Source organism: Streptomyces cadmiisoli (assembly GCF_003261055.1).
Lineage (GTDB): Bacteria > Actinomycetota > Actinomycetes > Streptomycetales > Streptomycetaceae > Streptomyces > Streptomyces cadmiisoli.
Window position 1 is genome coordinate 8,260,102 of the sequence record NZ_CP030073.1, and the last position, 22,377, is coordinate 8,282,478.

The 22,377-nt window shown below is 70.7% G+C and carries 20 protein-coding genes; 12 read left to right on the forward strand and 8 right to left on the reverse strand.

The window, feature by feature from the left end; genetic code table 11:
- The first annotated feature begins 52 nt into the window (after positions 1-52).
- From DN051_RS36320 to DN051_RS36335, 4 genes are all read left to right on the forward strand, one after another.
- Positions 53-508: a MerR family transcriptional regulator gene (locus DN051_RS36320; RefSeq protein ID WP_112440943.1), complete on the forward strand. Its 456-nt coding sequence runs from the start codon at positions 53-55 to the stop codon at positions 506-508.
- Positions 509-521: 13 nt separating this feature from the next.
- A complete protein-coding gene (locus DN051_RS36325; protein WP_246040714.1) occupies positions 522-1,601 on the forward strand; it encodes an NAD-dependent epimerase/dehydratase family protein in 1,080 nt (359 codons plus the stop codon).
- 540 nt (positions 1,602-2,141) lie between these two features.
- The gene (locus tag DN051_RS36330; protein ID WP_112442691.1) at positions 2,142-2,405 is read left to right on the forward strand and encodes a hypothetical protein; all 264 of its coding nucleotides are present in this window, start codon (positions 2,142-2,144) and stop codon (positions 2,403-2,405) included.
- Between the two features lie 143 nt (positions 2,406-2,548).
- Entirely contained in the window at positions 2,549-3,730 is a 1,182-nt protein-coding gene (locus DN051_RS36335) for a YihY/virulence factor BrkB family protein (protein ID WP_381281980.1), read from the forward strand.
- A 98-nt stretch (positions 3,731-3,828) separates the two neighbouring features.
- On the opposite strand, the gene DN051_RS36340 is transcribed toward DN051_RS36335, so the two are convergent.
- Positions 3,829-5,142, reverse strand: coding sequence for an MFS transporter (locus tag DN051_RS36340; RefSeq protein ID WP_112440945.1), 1,314 nt, complete (start codon positions 5,140-5,142; stop codon positions 3,829-3,831).
- 112 nt (positions 5,143-5,254) lie between these two features.
- Between DN051_RS36340 and DN051_RS36345 the strand changes: the two genes are divergently transcribed.
- From DN051_RS36345 to DN051_RS36355, 3 genes are all read left to right on the forward strand, one after another.
- Positions 5,255-6,184, forward strand: a complete 930-nt coding sequence (locus tag DN051_RS36345; protein WP_112440947.1) for a LysR family transcriptional regulator — start codon at positions 5,255-5,257, stop codon at positions 6,182-6,184.
- A 136-nt stretch (positions 6,185-6,320) separates the two neighbouring features.
- Complete coding sequence (locus DN051_RS36350; RefSeq protein ID WP_112440949.1) at positions 6,321-6,935, forward strand: TetR/AcrR family transcriptional regulator; 615 nt, start codon at positions 6,321-6,323, stop codon at positions 6,933-6,935.
- Positions 6,932-8,560 carry a CocE/NonD family hydrolase gene (locus tag DN051_RS36355; RefSeq protein WP_112440951.1) on the forward strand — a complete coding sequence of 543 codons (1,629 nt, stop codon included), beginning with the start codon at positions 6,932-6,934 and terminating at the stop codon, positions 8,558-8,560. Before DN051_RS36350 ends, DN051_RS36355 begins: the two co-directional genes overlap by 4 nt.
- Positions 8,561-8,674: 114 nt before the next feature.
- Here DN051_RS36355 and DN051_RS36360 read toward each other — a convergent pair whose 3' ends face one another.
- Positions 8,675-9,184, reverse strand: a complete 510-nt coding sequence (locus DN051_RS36360; protein ID WP_053755971.1) for a PaaI family thioesterase — start codon at positions 9,182-9,184, stop codon at positions 8,675-8,677.
- 86 nt (positions 9,185-9,270) lie between these two features.
- Between DN051_RS36360 and DN051_RS36365 the strand changes: the two genes are divergently transcribed.
- Positions 9,271-9,738, forward strand: coding sequence for a winged helix-turn-helix transcriptional regulator (locus DN051_RS36365; protein ID WP_112440952.1), 468 nt, complete (start codon positions 9,271-9,273; stop codon positions 9,736-9,738).
- A gap of 98 nt (positions 9,739-9,836) precedes the next feature.
- Here the strand turns inward: DN051_RS36365 and DN051_RS36370 are convergent, their stop codons facing one another.
- Together DN051_RS36370 and DN051_RS36375 are read right to left on the reverse strand one after the other, a co-directional pair.
- Positions 9,837-10,052 carry a hypothetical protein gene (locus tag DN051_RS36370; protein WP_053755969.1) on the reverse strand — a complete coding sequence of 72 codons (216 nt, stop codon included), beginning with the start codon at positions 10,050-10,052 and terminating at the stop codon, positions 9,837-9,839.
- A gap of 259 nt (positions 10,053-10,311) precedes the next feature.
- Positions 10,312-11,364, reverse strand: coding sequence for a LacI family DNA-binding transcriptional regulator (locus DN051_RS36375; protein WP_112440954.1), 1,053 nt, complete (start codon positions 11,362-11,364; stop codon positions 10,312-10,314).
- A gap of 253 nt (positions 11,365-11,617) precedes the next feature.
- Between DN051_RS36375 and DN051_RS36380 the strand changes: the two genes are divergently transcribed.
- The 4 genes from DN051_RS36380 (at position 11,618) to DN051_RS36395 (ending at position 16,748) form a co-directional block, all read left to right on the forward strand.
- On the forward strand, positions 11,618-12,982 hold the full coding sequence (locus tag DN051_RS36380; RefSeq protein ID WP_112440955.1) for an extracellular solute-binding protein: 1,365 nt from the start codon (positions 11,618-11,620) through the stop codon (positions 12,980-12,982).
- A 21-nt stretch (positions 12,983-13,003) separates the two neighbouring features.
- Positions 13,004-13,951 (forward strand): carbohydrate ABC transporter permease, encoded by a 948-nt coding sequence (locus DN051_RS36385; protein WP_162625043.1) that lies wholly within the window; start codon positions 13,004-13,006, stop codon positions 13,949-13,951.
- 3 nt (positions 13,952-13,954) lie between these two features.
- The gene (locus tag DN051_RS36390; protein WP_053755966.1) at positions 13,955-14,854 is read left to right on the forward strand and encodes a carbohydrate ABC transporter permease; all 900 of its coding nucleotides are present in this window, start codon (positions 13,955-13,957) and stop codon (positions 14,852-14,854) included.
- A gap of 70 nt (positions 14,855-14,924) precedes the next feature.
- Entirely contained in the window at positions 14,925-16,748 is a 1,824-nt protein-coding gene (locus tag DN051_RS36395) for a glycoside hydrolase family 2 protein (RefSeq protein ID WP_112440958.1), read from the forward strand.
- A gap of 94 nt (positions 16,749-16,842) precedes the next feature.
- Here the strand turns inward: DN051_RS36395 and DN051_RS36400 are convergent, their stop codons facing one another.
- The 4 genes from DN051_RS36400 to DN051_RS36415 all read right to left on the reverse strand — a co-directional run bounded on the left by DN051_RS36400 (position 16,843) and on the right by DN051_RS36415 (position 22,129).
- Positions 16,843-19,557 carry an AAA family ATPase gene (locus DN051_RS36400; RefSeq protein ID WP_246040716.1) on the reverse strand — a complete coding sequence of 905 codons (2,715 nt, stop codon included), beginning with the start codon at positions 19,555-19,557 and terminating at the stop codon, positions 16,843-16,845.
- 428 nt (positions 19,558-19,985) lie between these two features.
- Positions 19,986-20,573 (reverse strand): TetR/AcrR family transcriptional regulator, encoded by a 588-nt coding sequence (locus DN051_RS36405; RefSeq protein WP_053755963.1) that lies wholly within the window; start codon positions 20,571-20,573, stop codon positions 19,986-19,988.
- A 172-nt stretch (positions 20,574-20,745) separates the two neighbouring features.
- Positions 20,746-21,174, reverse strand: coding sequence for an ester cyclase (locus DN051_RS36410; protein WP_053756081.1), 429 nt, complete (start codon positions 21,172-21,174; stop codon positions 20,746-20,748).
- 154 nt (positions 21,175-21,328) lie between these two features.
- The gene (locus tag DN051_RS36415) at positions 21,329-22,129 is read right to left on the reverse strand and encodes a DUF427 domain-containing protein (protein ID WP_112440961.1); all 801 of its coding nucleotides are present in this window, start codon (positions 22,127-22,129) and stop codon (positions 21,329-21,331) included.
- Positions 22,130-22,377 lie beyond the last annotated feature (248 nt).

Consider the following 22,377-nt stretch of genomic DNA (forward strand, 5'->3'; position numbering starts at 1 on the left):
GCGAGTGTGGCCGGGTTGACTTCAAGCGCTTCAGGTATCGGAGGCTCTCCACATGGCAGGAGCGACCAGAGAGCAAGCCGGGGATCTGACCATCCAGGAGATGGCACGGCGATCGGGTTTCAGTGAGCCCACGCTGCGTTACTACGAGAAGATCGGTTTGCTGGGAGAGGTCGCCCGGGACGAGTCCAGTGGTCACCGCCGATACGGGCCGGCGACCGCGGACCGCGTCGAGGCACTGTCCTGCCTGCGTTCGGCGGGAATGTCGGTCAGCGGGATGCGCCGCTATCTGGACCTGCTCGCTCGAGGCGACTCCGCGGCGGCCGAGCAGCGGGACCTGTTCTCCGCACAGGCCGAGAAGCTGGCCGCGGACATCGAGCAGCTTCAGCTGCGCCTGACGTATCTGCGGGGCAAGGCCGACCTGTGGGACGCCCGCGTCCGCGGGGACCGCGTCGCCGAGGAGCGGGCGATCGACGACGTCGTGCGCGTAGTGGAACGATTCGCACACTGAAGGACTGAACAAGTTGAGCACAGAAGATCCCACCGACGTCATCGCGAGGCACGAGACGGTACTGGTCACAGGCGCCACCGGGCTCGTCGGCAGCCACTCGGTGGCCCGGCTGCTGCGTGAGGGCTACCGGGCCCGGGTGACGGTCCGGCGAGCCGGACAGGAAGCCGAGGTACGGGGTGCGCTCCGGTACGCCGAGGTCGAGCCGGCCGACCGGCTGGAGTTCGCCGTCGCCGACCTCGGAGCCGGCACCGGCTGGGCGGAGGCGATGGACGGTGTCAGTCATGTGCTGCACCACGCGTCACCCTTTCCGCTCACGCCGCCCGAGACGGAGGACGAACTCGTCCTCCCCGCCCGTGACGGCGCGCTGCGGGTCATCGCCGCGGCGCGCGAGGCAGGTGTGCCACGCGTGGTGATGACGTCGTCCTACGCCGCGGTCGGCTACACCGTGAAGCCCGACAACAACTACTCGGAGGCGGACTGGACCGACCCGGACACCGAGGGCCTGCCCGCCTATCACAAGTCGAAGGTGCTGGCCGAGCGCGCGGCCTGGGAGTATGTCCGCGCCCAGGGAGACATCGAGCTGGCGGTGATCAATCCCACCGGCATCTTCGGTCCCCAGCTGGGCGACCGGCCGTCCGGCTCGATCGGCCTGGTCGAGAACATGCTGACCGGGCGGATGCCCGTGGTGCCGGTCATGTACTTCGGTGTCGTCGACGTACGCGACGTCGTGGACCTGCATCTGCGCGCCATGGTCCACCCGAAGGCGGCGGGGGAGCGGTTCATCGCCGTCAGCGGATCGTCGATCAGCCTGTTCGGCATGGCGCGGATCCTGCGCGAGCACTTTCCCGCCGCGGCCGGACTGCTGCCCTCCGCAGAACTGCCCATCGAGCAGGTTCGCGAGGCCGCGAAGACCGAACCGGCACTTCGGGACGCCGCGACGTTGCAGGGCCGGATCCCCGTCATCAGCAACGAGAAGGCCCGATCGGTACTGGGCTGGAGGCCCCGGGACGTCAGCGAGACGATCGTGGCCACGGCGGAGTGCCGGTTCCGGCGGGGCCTGACCTTGCCCGAGGGCGACATTGCGCAGCTGTGACCGGCACGGCGAGCCGGCCGTGACGGGCAACAGCGACGGACCGTGAACGGCACGACCGGCCCGGGGCGGGGCGAGGACCGCCCTGCCCCGGAAATCCGAAAGCGCTTCGCACGCGGTTCGGCTTGAACTGCCGCGGCTCTGCACAGGTGTTCACGAAGGAGTTCGCGGCGATGGCTCTGGCTCCCTGTCGGCATGTCCGGCCGGCCCTGTGGGCCGAAGCGCCGTCGGCGCGGAGGGCGGCGTCGGCGGAGCACCTGCGTGCGGCCTCGCGCCGCACGGCGAGGTGGTCGTGCACGACCGGGGGCCCTGCCGTCGCGCCTCTGAGATGCTGCCTTCGGGATTCGCCTGACACTTCGCGGGTCCACGTCGGACCGCCTGCGGGCTCTCGGCTTCAGCCGGGACGAGACGGAGGATCTCGACGGGAGCGACCTGGAACCGACCGGCTGGGATGTGCGGCTCCACGGTGGACGTACCGGCGTCACTTCCGACGGTGCGGTGGTGACGGCGTCCGGCCGCGCCTCCGCCCCGGAGGACGGTCCCATGCGCAGTGTCGAGGACGAGGACGTGTGCCGTGTCTGCGGCTACACGGACGGCAGTCAGTTCTTCGAGGACACCTGGCCGACCCACATCATCTGCGACTGCTGCGGCTGGGAGTCGGGCACCCAGGCGCTTGGTCTGGAGGGCACCAGGGAGTACCGCGGTCTGTGGCTCGGCCAGGGTGCCGAATGGTTCTCGCGGGGTGCGCGCCCGAAGGACCGGGACGTGCTGGAGCAAGTGCGGAACATTCCCGCGCACTCGCGTTGACCGGCCTCCCGGACGTGCCGCTCCCGTCGGCACGCGGGTGAGGCAGGGGCGGCCGGGGGCCTTGAGGAGCGCACCGAAGTAGAAAGACCCGATATGTTCCGTTTTCGGGTATGAGCGGCCGCTGGTCCGGATACCCGTACGGAATGGTACGAACATTGAAGGGGCACGGACGGCATGGCGCGCGCGCCGCGGCCGGCCGTGCGGACGAGAGCGTGCGGAGGCCCGCCACCGCGGCGCCGGACGATCAGCGGTCCCCGGCTGCCGAGGGACCCGGAGAACGGGCGGTGCAGCGGCCACCGGACGCCGAAGGGGCCGGCGCGCAGGCGGCGCAGCGGCCACCGGCTGCCGAGGGACCCGGCGAACAGGTGGAGCGGCGGGACCCGGACAGCCCGGCGGAGCTGCCCAGGAGTTCCTGGAAAGAGGTGTTCGCGGGCACCCTCCGGGAGTTCAAGAAGGACGAGCTGACCGACCGGGCAGCGGCATTGACCTACTACGGGATCCTGGCCCTCTTCCCCGCGCTGCTCGCGCTCGTGTCGCTGCTCGGCATCGTCGGACCGTCGGCGACGCAGCAGGTGCTGGACAACATCCAGCGCCTGGCCCCGGGCCCCGCCCAGGACTTTCTGCGCAGCGCGGTGCAGCAGTTGCAGGGCACCGCAGGCCTCGGCTCGATCGCGGCGATCGTGGGGCTGGCGCTCGCGGTCTGGTCGGCGTCCGGTTACGTCGCCGCATTCATCCGCAGCGCGAACGCGGTCTACGACATACCCGAGGGCCGTCCGGTGTGGAAAGTGCTGCCCGTCCGGGTCGGCGTGACTCTGGTGCTCATGGTGATGGCCGTGTTCAGCGCGGTGATCGTCGTGTTCACGGGAGCTCTCGCACGGCAGGTGGGCACCGCACTCGGCATCGGGGACGCGGGGCTGACCGCCTGGTCGATCGCGAAGTGGCCGGTGCTGGTGCTCCTGGTCACCGTCATGATCGCCCTGCTGTACTGGGCGACCCCGAACGCCAAGGTACGCGGCTTCCGCTGGATCACACCGGGCAGCCTGCTCGCCATCGTGATCTGGATGGTCGCCTCCGCCGGGTTCGCGCTGTACGTGGCCAACTTCGGTTCCTACAACAAGACCTACGGCACCCTCGCCGGCGTGATCATCTTTCTGATCTGGCTGTGGATCACCAACCTGGCGATTCTCCTGGGGCTGGAGTTCGACGCCGAGCTCGTCCGTCGGCGTGCCGGGGCCGGAGTTCATCGCGCGGACCGGGAGCCGTACGTCGAGCCGCGCGACACCCGTAAGTGGGACGAGGGGGACCGGCGTCGCCTCGGGGCCTGACACCGGGGCGACGCGCCCCACGGTGAACGCGTCGCGTGCCGCCGGGTGTCCGCCGTGGGAACGAAGAAGCGGCCGGCCGTCCCCGCGCGCCGTGGGGCTCAGATGTCGGTGGCGCTCTCGTACCGCGCCTGTGTGCTCGGCAACGCCGCCGACGCGGTGTGGCGCGGGCTCAGCAGACGACGTGTGCCGACCGCGCAGAGGGTGATCAGCACGGCCGTGAAACCGATCAGCGCCGTCTTGTCGGAGATGAACCGGGTGGCGACGCCGATGCCCAGGATGGGCAGGGCCAGCCCGCTGTACGCGGCGAGGAACAGGCCGGCCAGGGTCTCGCTGCGGGACTCGGGCTCCGCCAGTCCGAGTACGGTGCTGACGCTTCCCTTGAACAGCAGGCCCGCGCCGGCGCCGGTGATGACACCTGCGCCGAGGAACAGGGCGAGGTCCGCCTGCCAAACGGCGGCCGTGACGGCGATCAGCCCGAGCGGCATCAGCAGCAAGCCGTAGGTCAGCAGTTTGCGCTGGGCGACGCCCAGCAGGCTCGTCTGGGTGACGGCAGCGGCACCGAAGACCATGAAGGCGGCCAGCCCGGCGAGGGTGCGGGAGGGCTCGTGCAGGGTGCCGGCGATGAAACCGGGGCCCAGCGAGGTGAACAGCCCGAACGCGCCGAACGCGGCGAACGTGGCCGCCGAGGCGGCGAAGAACGTGCCGCGGGCCGCGTGGGGCACCGACACACGCTGCGGGCGGTACGGCGGGCGCGTCCGCGAGAGCTCGACCGTCTCCGGGCTGAGGACCACGCCGATCGCGCTGACCAGCAGCAGCCCCAGGAAGAGCAGGTACGGGGTGCGCAGCGGGCCGGCGACGTACTCGGCGAGCAGCCCGCCGACCAGCGCACCGATGGCCAGCCCGCCGACGTTCGCGACGGTGGCGACGATGTCCGCGCGGGTGCGTGAAGCGCCCGGCCGGGCCCTTCCGTGCAGATCGATCAGATAGGCGGTGGCGGTCGCGGTCACCATGCCGATGCCGAAGCCGACGACCAGACGCGTCACGATCAGCACGGGCAGCGCGGTGGAGGTCACGGCCATCAGGGCCGAGACTGCCCCGGTCAGCACTCCGATCAGCAGCAGGCGCCGGCGGCCGTGCCAGTCGGACAGATGGCCGACCAGGAAGAGGCTGATGATCACGCCTATCGAGTAGGACGCGAAGACGACTGTGATCGTGAAGGTCGAGAAACCGTGCTGCTCCTGGTAGATGGACCACAGAGGCGCGGGTACGGCGGAGTGGGCCAGGTTGATCATGTAGGCGAAGGCGATGAGCCAGAAGGCCTTTCCGTGCCCGACCTTCCCGGCCCGTGTGTGGCGGTGCGCGCCGTGGGAGGGCTGCGACCGGTCCGGTCCGGCGGATGACGTGACCGTCATGGAGACACTCCTGGGTGATGCGTTGCAACTTTCCCCTCCACGATGGGCGGGACCAACCATCACGTCCAACACCTGTTCGTGCTCGTATCCAGCACGATGGATGATGGTTTTCATGGAGCTGCGACACCTGGAGTACTTCCTGGCAGTGGCCGAGGAGTTGAACTTCACCCGGGCCGCTCAGCGGCTGCACGTGGTGCAGTCCGGCGTCTCCGCCTCGATCCGGGCGCTGGAGCGCGACCTCGACGCGCGGCTTTTCGACCGTACGTCGAAGAAGGTCACGCTCACCGAGGCGGGTGCCGCCTTGATTCCGCAGGCCAGACGGGCCGTGGAGGCGGCGCAGGCGGCGCGTGACGCGGTGGCCCGGGCGCAGGGCGGACTGCAGGGCTCGGTGACCATCGGCACGCTGTCCGTGCACAGCGTGGTCGACCTTCCCGCACTCTTCGCCGAATACCACGCGACGCATCCCGGTGTCCGCCTCACGCTCCAGGCCGCCGCCCGCGGCTCGGCGGGGCTCGCGGAGAGGCTGGAGGAAGGAAGCCTGGACATGGCGTTCCTCGCGCTGCCGGGCCCGCTGCCCGGTCTGAACGTTCGGCGCCTGACCAGCACGCCGATGGTCGCCCTGCTCCCTGCCGACCATCCGCTCGCCCCGCGTCCCGAGGTGGACCTGCGCGATCTGGCCGGCGCGGACTTCATCGATTCGCCCGTCGGCTACGGCAACCGCATCGTCGTCGACGAGCGGATGGCGGCCACCGGGCTCCAGCGGCGGGTCGTCATCGAGGTGCCGGACGTCGTCACCGCCCCCGCCTACGTCCGCGGCGGTCTGGGCGTGGCCGTGGTGCCCGCCTTCGCCGCCCCGGTGGGCGATCCGGCCGTGCGGGTGCTCCGGGTCGCCGGCCCGCCGTTGTTCTGGGAGACCGGCATCGCCACCGCCGCCCACGGCAGGCTCAGTCCCGCGGCGCGGGCGCTGCTGTCCCTGGTGGACAAGCACGTTCAGTCAGGCGTCCACGACGGTGCGCCGCCGGAGAGGCCAGGACCGCGGTGACTTCCAGGGGCCGGTCGGGCCGGTCGAAGGGCAGGGCCGCGGACTCCCCGCCACAGGCCGCTCGGTGTACCCGGCACCTCCCGTCCCCCGATAAGTAACACTTGTGCATTCGGTGACAGTCGTGCAAGATTGAAATATGGAGTTCCATCTACCGGTCGGGCCCGAGGTGCGGGACAGGCGGGTTCAGCGGTCCCGGTCGGCGTTGCTGTCGGCGGCGGTGCGGCTGGTCGGCGAGCGCGGCACGACCGCGGTGTCCGCGACCGAACTGGCTGAGGCCGCGGACGTGAGCCGGCGGGTGCTGTACCTGCACTTCGGGGACCGTGACGGCGTGCTGATCGCGGCCGCGGTGGACCTCGTCACCCGGGAACTGCTGACACAACTGCCGCAGGAGCTGGAAGATGCGCCGACCGCGCTCGCGGTGGCCCGCCACTTCGCCGAGCACCGATCGTTCTATCGCCCCCTGCTGACCGGATCGTGCGCGTACAGCGCGATCAGAACGGTGGTCAGCCTGTTCCGCCAGCAGAGCGTCTCCAGTGCCCGTCAGCTCTTCGGCGACCTCGACGAACAGATCGTCGGCGAGGTGGCGGACTTCTTCACGGGCGGCATGGCGATGGCGCTGACCGAATGGCTGGTCGACGGGCCGACCTGGCTGGATCCCGAGGAATTCGCCGCACGCCTGGTGCGGATCCAGTCCGTTCTCAGCGGCGCGCATCGCGGCCCAGCACGTACGTACACCGAGGAACCTGAATGAAAACACCACCCCTGACCAGTCTGCTCGTCGAGCGGCTGCGGGGACTGCCGGCGCCGAAGACCCGGGACTTGGTGGTCGAGCGCGACCTCGAGGTCCCGATGCGGGACGGCACCGTGCTGCTGGCCGACCGATGGGCGCCGCGCGCCGGTGGCGAGGACCTGCCGACCGCGTTGCTGCGCAGCCCGTACGGACGCGGGGGGCCGTTCGCGCTGCAACTGGTCCGGCCCCTGGCCGAACGGGGCTTTCAGGTGCTGCTGCAGAGCACGCGGGGCACGTCCGGGTCGGGCGGCACCTTCGACCCGCTGCGCCATGAGCGGCTCGACGGGATCGACACGGTCGACTGGGTCTGCAAGCAGCCGTGGTTCGACGGATCGCTGGTGCTGTGCGGCCCCAGCTACCTGGGATACACGCAGTGGGCCATGGCCGACCAACTGCCCGCGCAGGTCAAGGCGATGATTCCCGCGATGACCGAATCGGCGCTGGGCCTGGCGTTCCTGCGCAAGGACGCGTTCGCGCTGGAATCGGCGTTCGGCTGGGGCGTGCTCGTGGAGGCGCAGCGGCGGCGCTGGGCCACGGCCAGGTTCCTGCTGGGTGCTCGCCGGCGGCGCCGGGCCGAAAAGGTGCTGCCGCTGTGCGACGCCGACAACTCCCTGCTCGGCCGTCAGTCGGACATCATTCAGAACTTCATCGTCTACGACACCGACTCCCCGTTCTGGTACGGGACCGACGCCAGCGAACGGGTCCCGCACGTGACCGTCCCCGCCAGCCTGATCGCCGGCTGGCACGACGTGTTCCTGCCGGGCCAGTTGCGTGACTACGCCCTGCTTCAGGCCGCGGGCCGCCGGCCCCGTCTCACCATCGGTCCGTGGTCGCACAACTCGGCCTCGGTCGTGAAGCCGATCCTCGACGAGATCCTGGGGTTCGGGCTCGCCCACGCGCGCGGCACCGTCCCCGACGACCGGGCGCCGGTGCGCGTGTTCGTCATGGGCGCCGAGCAGTGGCGCGATCTGCCCGCCTGGCCCCCGCCGGGCTACGCGCCGGAAAAACTCCATCTGCACCCCGCCGGACGTCTGGCTCTCGACGCGCCCTCGGAGTCGGCGCCGGACTCCTATCGCTACGACCCGGCCGACCCCACCCCCGCCGTCGGCGGACTGCGTCTGCTGCCCGGCGTCAAAGCAGGCCGCGTCGACAACACCGCGCATGAAGCCCGCCACGACGTGCTGACCTACACCAGCGACATCCTCACCGACGACGTCGAGATGATCGGGGAGGTCAGCGCGGACATCTGGTTCCGCTCCAGCCTGCCGCACGCCGATGTGTTCGTGCGCGTCTGCGACGTCGACGCGTCAGGCCGCTCGACGAACATCTGTGACGGCATCAGCGGTGTCACCGGGGCCGACGAACTCTCACGCGTCGCCGTCACCCTGGCGCCCACGGCCTATCTGTTCCGCCGCGGCCACCGCATCCGGCTGCAGATCTCCAGCGGCGCGTTCCCGCAGTACAACCGCAACCCGGGCACGGGCGAACCCCGGCGCACGGCCACCCGTCTGGAGGCCGCGACCCAGCAGGTGTTCCACGACCCCGACCACCCTTCCACCGTCAGCCTGCCGACCCGCGCCCACTGACCCGGTACACCACCGGCACGCTCGAACGGGCCCGAGAACGGGGGACCGTGACACCGGTCGTGTCGCGTCCCGCCTCGTGACGGGACGCGGCACAGCCGGCGCGTGCCGGCGTGGTCACCGCGGAGTCGTCTCCCGGCCAGGGACGGGGAACAGCATGCAGCTGCTCGTGGCGTGGGCGAGCAGGCGGTCCGTGGCGTCGAACAGTTCGGCCTGGGCGAGCGCGGTGCGCCGGCCGTGGTTGAGGACGGTGCCGATGGCGCGGACCTTGCCCGTGTCGACGGTGATCGGACGCAGGAACTTCAGGTTCAGGTCGAGCGAGGTGTAGCCCATTCCGGCCGGGAGCACGGACTGGACGGCGCACCCGGCCGCGGAGTCGAGCAGGGTGGCGTAGACGCCGCCGTGGACGCTGCCGATGGGGTTGTAGTGCTCCTCACCCGGCTCCAGAGCGAAGACCGCGTGACCGGCGTCGACCTGTTCCAGGGTGAATCCGAGGGTCGCGGCGATGGGCGGGGCGGGGAGGCGTCCCGCCAGCACGTCGCGGAGGAATTCCAGTCCGCTGGCCCGGCCGACGGCGGCCGCGGAAACCATGGGGTCCCCCCATTCGAACGTGCGTGACCTCGCCATGGCTGTTCCTTCCGCTGACTGTGACTTTCGAAGTTAGCCAGTCGCACCTCTGGCTGTCAATGGCGAAGCCAGCCTAGGATGGCCGTATGACCTGGCTGGACACCAGTACCGAGAACTGCACGGTGCAGCGGACCCTCGACCTCGTCGGTGAGAAGTGGTCGCTGCTGGTGCTGCGCGACGCCATGAGCGGCGTGCGCCGTTTCGACGACTTCCGCCGTCACATGGGGGTGTCCGAGGCGGTGCTGGCGGACCGGCTGCGCAAGCTGGTCGCGGCCGGGATCCTGGACACCGTCCCGTACCGCGAGCCGGGCAGCCGCACCCGCAACGAGTACCGGCTCACGCGCAAGGGATGGGACCTGTGGCCTGCGATGATCGCCCTCAAGCAGTGGGGCGACCGCTACGCCGCGGACCCGGAGGGCCCGCCCCTGGAGATTCGCCACCGCGACTGCGGCGAACCCGTCGAGGCCGTGGTCGTCTGCGCCGGGCGGCACGAGGAGCTCACGCCCCGGCAGGCCTACACCCGCCTGGGGGCCGCGGCCCGCGCCGCGGTCTGACGAGCGGTACGGGGAGAACACCGCCCGTCCGCCGGCCGCGCCGACACCCTGTCCGATGAGCCGGCCGTCGACGCGCCGTCCGCGGGACCTCGCCCTGTCTAGTCCGTCTCGCGCTCCAGGACGCGGCGGGCCGCCTCTGCCTCGGCCGCGGGCGGGGAGAGCTCGTCGAGGGTGTCGAGTTCGTCGTCCGACTCCAGTTCGCGCTCCCACGCCGCGGCGAGCTGCTCCTGCTCCTCGCGGGGCCTGGCGCCGATGTCCTTCCGGTGTTCGGGGTCCAAAGCCGCCAAGAATCGTCCGACCGGGTCCGTCGGCATGCCGTGCTCCTCATCGCCGCGAAGGGTGCCTGTCCCGGTCAGCATGGCCAACCGGACCCGCGACGGCGGCCCGACACGGCCTTGCACCACCCTGATGGCCCCGGCGCCGCGTCCACCCCGCCGCGCCGCCACGAGCCACCGGGGACGGTGTGCCGACGGTCGGCCGCCCCGGCGTCGGTGCGGCCGCCCGGCGGCCCGGGCGGACTCCGTCACCGGGTCCCGGTGGGGTGGCCACGCACTCGGCACGGCGGCACGCGCGTCAGCTCCGGACGCGTCCCTCGGTGCTCTCGCGCAGCACGAGACGGTGGGCCACCACCAGGTCCTGAGGGGAGCGGACGTCCGGCACGGCGGCCTCCGCCGTGGCCGACCCCGCGGCCTCGTCCATCCTGAGTTGCAGGAGTTCGACGGCGACCTTGGCGACCGCGGCCTTGTCCGGGGCCACGGTGCTGAGCGTCGGTACGCTGAACCGGCCGCCCTCCACGTCGTCGAATCCGATCACGGCGACGTCCTCGGGCACCCGGAGTCCCTGCTCGTGCAGCGCCCGCAGCGCGCCCAGCGCCAATTGGTCGTTGAAGCACAGCAGCGCGTCCGGTCGCGCGCCGCGGTGCAGCGCCGAGGCCACGGCGTCGGCGCCGTCGGGCATACGGAACGACGTCACGGGCAGCAGGGCGGCCGGATCGAAGGGGATGCCCGCTTCGGTGAGGGCGGCGCGGTAGCCGCGGGTGCGGGCCTCCGCCGTGCCGAGCCCCGCGTCGTCACGGCCGCCGACGGCCAGGATCGTGCGGCGGCCGAGGCCGATCAGATGCTCGGTCGCCTGCCGCGCGGCCTTCTCGTTGTCGATGGCGACATGGTCCGCGCCTTCCTCCAGCAGTTCGCCGAGCAGCACGGTCGGCGGCGCGCCGGCGCGGTCGCGCAGATCGTCGGCGGTCAGGGCGAGCGGACTGAGGATGACCCCGTCGACGAAGGTCGAACCGAATCCGGCCAGTGCCGCCAGTTCGTGGTCGCGGTCCGCTCCGGTCTGGTGGATCAGCACGGTCAGGGAGCGCTGTTCGGCTTCGCGGATGACGTGCCGGGCCAGTTCGGCGAAGTAGGGGACGTCGAGTTCGGGCACGACGAGGGCGATGATGCCGGTGCGGCCCTGGCGCAGGTGACGGCCGGCCAGATTCACCTTGTAGCCGAGGTGTTCGATCGCCTCCTGCACCGCGCGTCTGGTCCGGTCGGACACGTGGACGTAGTCGTTGATCACATTGGACACCGTCTTTTCCGACACCCCCGCCTGTCGTGCGACGTCCTTGATCCTGGGCCGTGCCACCGCAACCTCCCTGCCCCTCGCCGCCACTGAGTCTAGGGCGGGCGCGCCGCAGGCCCGACCGGCGGTTGCCGGTCGGGCCGGTCCTGGGCTTCCGGGCGGTGTCCCGCAGACTCTTTACAGCCAATGTACATCGATGTAAAAACTTGCCACCGCACCGTTTCACATGGTGCGCCCCGTCTGCCGTGCGCGATGGTCCGCTCTCGCGTGGCCATCGCCGGTACGGCATGCGTGTCCGGCCGTCGAAAGGTCCGTGATGAGTTCCCGCTTCCCTGTCCCAGAAGTGCCGTCGGCGTCCGGCCCGGCGCACCGCTTCTCCCGCCGCCGGCTACTGCGCCACGGCATGGCCGCCGCTGGCGCGCTGCTCGCCGCGGGCCCGCTGTCCGGCTGTGCCGCACCGGCCTCGGCCTCCGACGCCTCCGCGCTGAGCGTCTGGGACCTGTTCCAGGGCGGAGACGGCATGCTGATGGACGACATGATCAAGGCCGTGTCCGGGGGATCACGGGGCTTCGAGATCGATCGCACGATCCTGGACTGGGGTCCGTCGTACTACACCAAGCTCGCGATGTCCGCCGCCGGAGGACGTGCCTCCGACGTGGCCGTGGCCCATCTGTCCCGCCTGGCCGGCTACGCCCCCGGCGGCCTGCTGGACCCCTTCGACCTCGACGTACTGGCCGAGTTCGGAGTCACCCGGCGGGACTTCACCCCCGCGGTCTGGGCGCGCACGCAGCACGACGACGCCACCTACGCCGTCCCGCTCGACGTGCACCCGTTCATCGTGTTCTACGACAAGGAAGCCGCCGGCCGGGCGGGTCTTCTCGACTCCTCGCAGGAACTGGCCCCGATGGGCTCGCCGGAGGCGCTGCTGGAGGCGGGCAAGGCCCTCGCCGAGGCCAACGGAGAGGCCGGCATCCTCTTCGGCCACGTCACCGACACGGCGCAGACCTGGCGCCTGTTCGCCGCCCTCTACGCGCAGACCGGTGCCGCCTTCACACTGCCGGACGGAGGGCGGGCGGAGATCGACGTGGACGCCGCCGTGCGGGTCGTGTCGTTCATGCAGCAGCTCTTCGACGGCCGGAGCAACCCCAACAACCTCGACTACAACGGCGCGATAGCCAATTTCGTCAGCGGACGCGGCGGCATGCTCATGGTCGGCGAATGGGAGCTGCCGACCCTGAAGAAGTCGGGCATCCCGCTGGGAGCCGCGCCGTTCCCGCAGGTCTTCGACGAGCCGGCGGTCTACACCGACAGCCACGCCTTCGTCCTCCCGCACCAGGAGAGCCCGGACCCGGCGCGCCGCCGTGAGGCGCACCGCTACGTCGCCGAGATGCTCAAGCAGAGCCTGACCTGGGCGAGCGCCGGTCACATCCCCGCGTACCAGCCCGTGCTCGCCGAGCCGGAGTACGCGGCCCTCGATCCCCAGTCCTCGTACGCGGACGCCGGACGGGTGGCGGTGCTCGATCCGCCGAACTGGTTCACCGGCGCCGGTTCGAACTTCCAGAACCGGATGTGCCAGCCCCTCCAGTCGGCGCTTCTGGGCAACACGTCCGCCGAGAAGGCCGTCCGCCAGATGGTCAGCGAAGCGAACACGCTGCTGCGGCAGCCCAATCCGGTGGCCTGACGACTGAAAGGAGTGACCGACGTGACCACCACCGCACCCCTCGGCGCCGAAGCACAGACAGGCCCGGACGCGTCCCCGACCGACGGCGGACGGCGGGCCGGCCGCCGGATCCGTATGAACTCCGGCACCGGACTGGTCTTCGTGCTGCCGTTCCTGCTCGTCTTCGGCCTCTTCCTGGTCTGGCCGGTCGTCCAGGGACTGTGGATGAGCTTCACCGACAGTTCGCTCTCCCTGCGCGAGACGTCGTTCGTCGGCTTCGACAACTACGCCGAGGCGCTGGGCGATCCGGACGTCTGGAGCAGCCTCGGCAACACGGTGTTCTTCACCGCCATTTCCAGCGTTCCGCTCGTGCTGATCGCGCTGGCGATGGCGCTGCTGGTGCACAGCGGGCTCGCCGGTCAGTGGGCCTGGCGACTGGCGTTCTTCGCCCCCTATCTGCTGCCCGTGACCGTGGTGACGCTCATCTGGACCTGGCTCTACCAACCGGACCTCGGCCTGGCCAACCAGTTCCTCGACACCTTCGGCGTCGGCCCCGTCGGCTGGCTGTCGGACGAAGCCGTCGCGATGTGGTCCATCGCCGGCCTCACCGTCTGGTGGACGGTCGGCTTCAACTTCCTGCTCTACCTCGCCGCACTCCAGTCCCTGCCGTCGACCTACGACGAGGCCGCCGCCCTGGACGGCGCGGGGGCGTGGCGGCGCCTGTGGTCCATCACGCTGCCGCAACTGGGCCGGACCACCGCGCTGGTGGCCATGCTCCAGATCCTCGCCTCACTGAAGGTGTTCGACCAGATCTACATCCTCACCAAGGGCGGCCCGAACGGTTCCACCCGCCCCATCCTCGAGTACGTCTACGACGTCGGATTCACCGGCTACCGGCTCGGCTACGCCTCCGCGATCTCCTATCTCTTCTTCGCCGTCGTCATCGTCGTCTCCCTCGTGCAGCTCCGCCTCTTCCGTCAGGAGGACTGACCCGTGTCCGCAACCGCAACGACCGTCCGAGCACGGCGTCGTCCGCCCAACGAGACGGTGGGCTCCCCTCTGCTCCTGGGCCACGGCCGGCTGCCGCGCGTCCTGGCCGGCACCGCGCTGGCCGTCCTCGCCGCCCTGTGGCTGCTGCCGTTCCTGTGGGCGATCGCCACCTCCCTGCAGAGCGAGCAGGACGTGGCCACACCGGGACTGTCCCCGATCAAGGGTGCCTTCACCACGCAGGCGTACGAGCAGATACTGGAACGCGGGAACGTGCCCGTCTGGGCCTTCAACAGCTTCCTGATCGCCGGACTGGTCACACTGATCACCGTGGTCGTCTCCACCCTGGCCGCGTACGGCTTCTCCCGCGGAACCTTCCGCGGGCGACGCGCCCTGCTGGCCGTCACCGTCGCCGCCATCCTGATCCCGCCGCAGCTTCTCGTCGTGCCGCTGTTCGAGCAGATGCTGCTGTTCAACATGGTGGACACCTATGCGGCGGTCATCCTGCCCCAGGTCGTGGCCCCCATGATGGTGTTCATCCTCAAGCGGTTCTTCGACGGCATCCCCCGGGAGCTGGAGGAGGCGGCACGCATCGACGGTGCCTCCGAGTTCCGGGTCTTCCTCTCGATCGTGCTGCCGCTGTCCCGGCCGATCGTCTCCGCGGTCGCGATCTTCGTGTTCATCGGGGCTTGGAACAACTTCATGTGGCCGTTCATCGTCACCAACGACCCGGACCTGATGACCCTTCCGGTGGGACTGGCCACCGTGAAGGACGCCTACGGCGTGCAGTACGCGCAGTCCATGGCGTCCGCGCTGCTGGCGGCACTGCCGCTGATCGTGGTGTTCCTCCTCTTCCAGCGCCGCATCGTCAACTCCGTGGCCACCACCGGCCTCGGCGGCTCCTGACCTCACCCCCCTCGCTGTCAACTCAAGGCACGGCGGCAGCACGCCGGCCGTCCGATCGACTGGAGCATGTGTGTCCATCAACTCCGTACCGCGCCCGGAGTATCCGCGACCGCAGTTCGTGCGCCGCGACTGGCTCAACCTGAACGGCGCCTGGCAGTTCGAGACCGACCGGGGGGACAGCGGCCTCGAACGCGGCCTCCTCGGCCGTGAACTGCGCGACGAGATCCTCGTCCCCTTCCCGCCCGAGTCCGAGCTGTCCGGTATCGGCGACACCGACTTCCTGGAGGCCGTCTGGTACCGCCGTGCCGTCACGCTGCCGGCGGAGTGGGCCGGACGCCGTGTGCTGCTGCACTTCGGCGCCGTCGATCACGACACCACCGTGTGGGCCGACGGCAAGGAGGTCGCCCGGCACCGGGGCGGCTTCACCCCCTTCACCGCCGATCTCGGTGACCTCGCCGGGGCGGGGGAGGAAGTCGTCCTCACCGTCCGGGCCCGCGACCCCAGGTCCGGCCCGCAGGCACGGGGCAAGCAGGCCGTCCAGTACGCCAACCACGACTGCAACTACACGCGGGTGACCGGTATCTGGCAGACCGTCTGGCTGGAACCCGTCTCCGACGTGCACCTGCGGCGTCCCCGCATCACCCCCGACCTGGCCGGATCCGCGTTCCACCTCGAACTGCCCCTGTCCGGCAACCGGCCCGGACACCGCGTGCGCGCAGTCCTGAGCGACGGCCACGGCGAGGTGAGCAGCGCGCAGGCGCGCGCCGACCTCGATCTCGCCCCGCGCCTGTATCTGCCGGTGCCCGACGACAGGCGGCGCGAGTGGAGCCCGGAGGACCCGCACCTGTACGACCTGCGGCTGGAACTCCTCGACGCCGCCGGCCAGGTGGTCGACAGCGCCGTGAGTTACGCGGGCCTGCGCTCCGTGGGCCTGCGGGGCAAGGCGGTCACCCTCAACGGCCGCCCCGTCTTCCAGCGTCTCGTCCTCGACCAGGGCTGGTACCCGGACGGTCTGATGACCGCCCCGACCGACGAGGCCCTGGTGCGGGACATCGAACTCGCCATGGCCGCCGGTTTCAACGGCGCGCGCCTGCACCAAAAGGTGTTCGAGGAGCGCTTCCTCTTCCACGCCGACCGCCTCGGCTATCTGGTCTGGGGCGAGTTCGGCGACTGGGGCTGCGAGACGGGCGGCTCCTCGGGCGACAACCAGCAGCCCGACGCCTCCTACGTCGCCCAGTGGCTGGAAGCGCTGGAGCGGGACTACTCGCACCCCTCGATCATCGGCTGGTGCCCGCTCAACGAGACGTACCAGAAACTGCACGACCGCATCACCCAGCTCGACGCCGTCACCCGGGCGATGTTCCTGGCCACCAAGGCCATGGACACCACGCGGCCGGTCATCGACGCCTCCGGCTACGCCCACCGGGTCGACGAGACCGACATCTACGACTCGCACAGCTACGAGCAGGACCCCGAGGCCTTCCGGCAGCAGATGTCGGGACTCGCCAAGGGCGAACCCTTCGTCAACGCCTACGAGAGCGGCGCGCCCTACTCCGTGCCCTATCGGGGCCAGCCGTACTTCGTCAGCGAGTTCGGCGGCATCTGGTGGGATCCTGAGGCGGCCGCCGCGCAGTCCGGCGAGGACCGCACCCAGTCCTGGGGCTACGGCACACGGGTCGGCGACGAGGAGGAGTTCCACGCACGCTTCAGCGGCCTCACCGGAGTGCTGCTGGCGGACCCCGACATGTTCGGCTACTGCTACACCCAGTTGACCGACGTCTTCCAGGAACAGAACGGCGTCTACCGCTTCGACCGTGGCCTCAAGCTCGACGTCGCACGCATCCGCGCCGCGCAACTGCGGCCGGCCGCGATCGAGGAGCAGGACCAGGCGTAGCGGGTCCGGGCGGCGCCTGACCGGCTCACGCCGGCCGGGCGCCGCACGTCTGCCGGCTCACGTCAACACGTGGCCGGCCCGGTCGGTGCCATCGTCAACCCGTGCTCCCGGCGTCGTGGGCCGCGGGCCGTTCCTCGTGGAGGGTGGCGAGGGCGGCGGCGAGCCTGCCGCGGCTGGTGATGCCCAGCCGCGGATAGATCCGGTAGAGGTGGGCGCCGACGGTGCGGTGCGAGATGAACAGGCGCTGGCCGATCTCCCGGTTGCTCAGCCCTTGTGCGGCGAGCTCGGCCACCTGCATTTCCTGGGCCGACAGCAGCTCACTGGTGTTCGCCTGCCGCCGGACGTTCGCCTCGCCCGCGGCCCGAAGCTGCTCGCGGGCCAGGTCGGCCCAGGGCTGCGCGCCGATCCGGTCGAACTCGTCGCGGGCAGTGCGCAGCGGGCTGCGGGCGTCGACGTTGCGGCGTTGCCGGCGCAGCCAGCGGCCGTGGTGCAGGCGCAGGCGGGCCCGCAACAGGGTCCAGTGGGCGGGCAGCTCGCCGAGCGCCGCGGCGTACCGCTCCTCCGCCGTGTCGTCGGTGGCCAGCACCGCACGGGTGTAGGCGTGGGCGGTCACGATCATCTCCGAGGGCAGGCTCCCGGCCAGCTCGGCGAGATCGGACAGCAGTTCCCGGGCCTGCGGGACGGTGCCCGCGGCCACCGCGGCGTCCGCGAGGTCCGGCGCGAGCAGCCAGCGACTCACCGAGTGGTAGTGCAGATCCGTCGGATCGAACGCACGGGCGAGAAGATCGTAGGCCCGGTCCGCATGACCCTCGAAAAGGGCGAGCAGAGCGTCGGTCTGCTGCGCCCTCGCGGCGACGAACGGCACATGGGCGAACAGGCTCCGGGCACGCAGCGCGCCGATCGTCCGTGTCGCTTCCTCGGACTCACCGCGCAGCGCCGCGACCAGGCCGGCCGTCGCCTTGAGGTTCATCCAGGCCTTTTCCCCGGTCTCCTCGGCCAGCGTGAGCCCTTCGGCGGACTCCTCGCGCACGCGCTCCAGTTGACCGAAGTACACCCGTGGCCACGCGCCCGCCAGGGAACGGGCGAGCAGGCTGAGGCGGCCCTGTGACCGCCAAGCCGAGGACGCCAGCGCCCAGTACTGCGTGGCGCGGTGCAGGTCACCGACGGCCATCGCGGCGCTGCCGAGGAAGTGCAGGACTCTGCCGTCGGCACGATCCACTCTGAGGTCGTCGAGTCGGGCGAGCACGTCCGCCCCGTACTGATACGGGTGGGTGAACCCCCGCACCATCAGCACATGGGGAGCGTTCGGATCGGGGTTCCAGCGGTCCAGTTCGGCAGCCGTCTGGGCCCGTACATGTGTGTTGCCGTCATGGAAGAAGCAACGCGCCGAGGCGCGCCACAGCAGGTTCTCCGCGGCGTCCGTGCCTCCCGCGTCGAACGCTCCGCCCGCCGCCGTGACCATGTCCTGGATCTGGCGGTTCGGATCGATGACTTCGGAGGTCCTGTCCGACACCAGCAACAGGCGGGCCCGTTCCACCGGGCCCAGCGTGCTCGTCCTGGCGCGCTCCAGCAGCACCTGGGTGTGCACGCCGTCGTCGACCTCGCTGGACAGCTCGGCGGCCCGGACGAGAAGGCCGGCCCGGCGGCTCTCGTCCAGGACGAGTTGGGCCGCTTCGACCAGGGCCGGAACGGCCGCCGCCGTCTTGCCGCGGGCCTGCGACTCGTCGGCGAAACGCTCCAGTCGGCCGGCCAGTTCTTCGTCGGGGCCGAACGCGGCCTTGGCCAGGTGGGCGAGTTGCCGTTCGGGCGTCGCCTCCAGCGCCACGGCCATGGCGCGGTGAGTGGCCAGCCGTTCGGCCACCGAGGCCCGGGTGTAGATCGCCGACCGCATCAGCGCGTGCCCGAACTCCGGGATACGCCCGACCAGGGTGATCAGACCCGCGTCCACCGCCTCCTGAACCGCCTCCACGGAAACCGTCGTGTCGCAGAGCTGGCTCGCGACGTCGAGCAGCAGGTTCAGCGGTGCGGTCGACTCGACGGCCAGGGCCAGCAGGAACGCGCGGCACTCCTGGCTCACCGAGTCGGTGCGCGCGGCGAACGCGTCCTCCAGCCGCCGGGTCAGCGGCAGGCTGTCCGTCCGAGCCGTCCGGCCCTGGGCCGCCTTGGGCAGTTCGATCAGGGCCAGCGGATTGCCCGCGGCGCGCTCCAGGATGAGGTCACGCAGATGCGCCGGCAGTCCGGGGGCGCTCGCGTCGAGCAACTCGGCGGCGGCCGCCGCGTCGAGGGGTCCCAGACCGAGCTCCGAGTAGACGGCCTGCCAGGGCGAGTCGAACGGCTGGGTCCGGGCGGCTCCGACCGCGAGGATGGCGAGGTCACGGGTGCGCCGGGCCACGAACCTGATCACATCGCGGCTGGCCGAGTCGATCCACTGCAGGTCGTCCACGAGCAGGAGCAGCGGCTGCCGTACGGCCGCGTCGGCGAGGAGTTCCAGTACGGCGAGTCCCACCCGGAAGATCTCGGGCTCGGTCTGCAGGTTGCCCAGAGCGATGCCCAGCGCCTGCCGGTGCGGGTCCGGAAGGTCATCGATACCCCGGGCGACCGGCTGCAGCAGCAGTTGGAGTGCTGCGAGCGGCATCCACTGCTCGGTCTGCACGCCGGACGTACGCAGCACTTTGAAGCCGGCTGCCGCGGCTTCGGTGCCGAAAGTGCGCAGCAGCGTCGACTTGCCGACACCGGCGGTGCCGTGGACCAGCAGCGCGCCGCCGTCCCCGGCCGCGGCCTCCGACAGCATGCGGCGAAGCACGCGCATCTCTTCGTCCCGGCCGATCATCTGGTTCCCCAAGGCTGCGTTTCGAGGTACACCTCCCGCAACCCGCCCCTGTCACGGCGGAGCGAAGCGGAGGGAGGGGACGCGATCACGGCTGAGGTTCCGCGACATCGGCCCATCGGGTGTCTGTCGCCAGGACGGGTCCGCGTGGTGCGGGAAGGCTCGGTCGGGGTCGGACGTTCGGACGCTGCCGCAGCGGGTCTCGAACTCAGCACGTGTGGGTTCTCCTGGTGGCGATTACCGCCTGTCACACGATACGGGCCCGGCACAAGTCGCATGTCAGGGGCCGCGTCCTCAGTGGTCCGACTCATCACGCCACCGATCCGGGACGTCGCCGCGCGCTGCGGCCTCCGTTTCGGACCGAAGCGCCCCCGGCCTGCTGGTGATCTCGGGGTGGTGGTGGCACCGGCTCATACCGTTCGGTTCGGCCCGGCCAGACTCGTGACGAGGGCCTCGGCGATGTTGCGCAGTTCGTCGGGTCCGTGGTGCGCGCGTTCCATGACCGCCAGACCCCGGGTCGTGGTGACGACGAGGCGCGCCGCGGACCGCAGATCGACGGCGAGGTCGCCGTCGTCGATCGCCTCGAGCCCGTCGTGCACGACGTCTTCGAGATCGTCCAGGAAGCTGCGCACCGCGGTCTCGACGTGGGGCGCCTCCGCGCTCGCGTCGAGCACGGTCCGGGTGGACAGGCAGCCGCGCGACGGTGTGCCGGCCGTGATCGACCGGATGCAGTACTCGAACAACGCCAGCAGTGCCGACCGCCGGTCGCCGGTGCGCAGTGCCTTGGCCGCGCCGGCCAGGAACACCCCGGTGTAGTCACCGAACACCCGCAGGAAGATCTGCTCCTTGCCGCCGTAGGCGTGGTAGAGGGAGCCGCGCTGGACGCCGGTGCCGGCGGCGAGGTCGAGCATCGATGTCGCGCGGTACCCGCGGGCGCCGAACACTTCGAGGGCGAGACCGAGGGTCTCCCGCTCGTCGAATCGGCGTACTCCGGCCACGTGACTCCCTCTGCCGTCCCGCCGACGGCCGACCGGCTCGTCGGCGGATCCACTGCGTTGTTCGACATCGGTGTCCAACATAACTCCGCACCGGTGCGGACGTCGAAAAATGCGAGGTGAGAGCGGTCACCCGGCAGTGGGCGGGAACGTCCGACGGCGTCGCGGAGTCGTGTCATGCGGTGGTGGCCGACGACCCGGTCAGGCGCTGGAACAACTCCCAGGACGCGCGCTCCACCCAGTTGTGCACGAGCTTGCCGTCCGCGTCGACCGCCCAGACGGCGGTGCCGCTGAAGGAGATCGGCTGCTGGTCGGGCTCGGTGCCGAGGAAGCCGTTGTTCTTGCCGTGCACGACCCAGCGCGAGGCCACCCGGGTGCCGTCCTGGTTCTGGAAGGTCTCGACGGCCTCCAGTCGGAGGTCCTGGACCCGGTCGAGGAAGGCCGTGACCCACGCCTTGAAGTTCTCCCGTCCTTCGATGCGCTCGCCGCCACTGGTGATCACGAAGTCCTCGGTCACGAAGTCGTCGATCCTCTCCGGCGCGTGGGCGTTCCAGACCTCGTCCCAGAACGCCTCCACGATCTCGACAGAACTTCCGTACGCCATGGTGCCCACCGCCGCTTTCTCGGACTCAATGTTTGACAGTGGTGTCAAACATACGGATCGCCGGCTCATACGCCAAACGCGACGGTGCTGACCTGGGCTTCAAGGGTGCTGCCGGCAGAGAGCCAGGTGGCCCGGCGGTACGGTGGCGCCGGCTTCAGCGCCTGTGGCCGGTCGATCCCCTCGGCGCGGGCTCGGTGGGGCGCGGCAGCAGTGTGCCGTCCACGGACAGGTCGACGTGCTCGTTGAAGAACGCGATCATGCCGGCGATGCGGTTGGCGTGGATGGTCGGGAAGTCGTAGGCCCAGGCGATGTCCTCGTGGGTGGCCATGTCGCTGTCGAACGACCAGTAGCTGCTCGTCGTCCCCTTGTAGGGGCAGTGGGTGACCGTGTCGGTGCCGCGCAGCCGGGTCAGGTCGACGTACATGCGGTCGAGGTAGTAGCGGGTCGGCAGGCCCGTCTCGAAGAGCTTCACGCAGTCCGGCGCGTCCGCCAGGACGACCCCGTCCAGCTCGACGCGGACGGTGCTGGAGGAACGCAGTGCGTCCACCCGGGAGTAGGGGCTCCTCGGGTGGACGAAGACCGGCTCGTCCTCCTCGAACCAGGAGTCCAGGGCGTCCCACTCGAAACGAACGGTGCCGTGCAGCGGCTCGGGGGCGCCCTCCTCCCAGACCCAGGCCGCACCCTCGCGGACCTGCGACCCGACGCGCAGCGAATGGCGCCGCGCGGGCCCGGCACCCAGCTCCTCGGTGTGCTGGTCGTCGGTGAGCACGGCCTCGACCAGGTCGTCGACCGGGATGCAGAACTGGGGATAGGCGGGCCACTCCCACACGTACAGGGCGCGCCGGGTGTCGAAGGCGACGCGCCCGCCGATCACTCCGCGGACGCGCCGCGGCACGGGCTCGACGTGCCCGACCGGGGCGATCAGGCTCGGATGCAGCACGCTCTCGTCGGCCATCGGCGGTTACCTCGGTTCACTCGTCGCGCGGCGCCCCCGCGCCCGGCTGCTGGGATGCCCATTAGCCCTACCCGGTGGGGCGCTGAGGCTGTCCCTATTCATCCGAAAGGCGCGCAGCGTGGGACGCGGGGCGTCACGAACCGGCGGCCGCGTTGCCGGAGCGGCCCGTCGTCGGCTCCGGCGGCCCACGGCGCCTTGCCCGCCCGCCACGGGTGGCACGGAAGGTCACTCGTTGCGGCGCGTTCGGT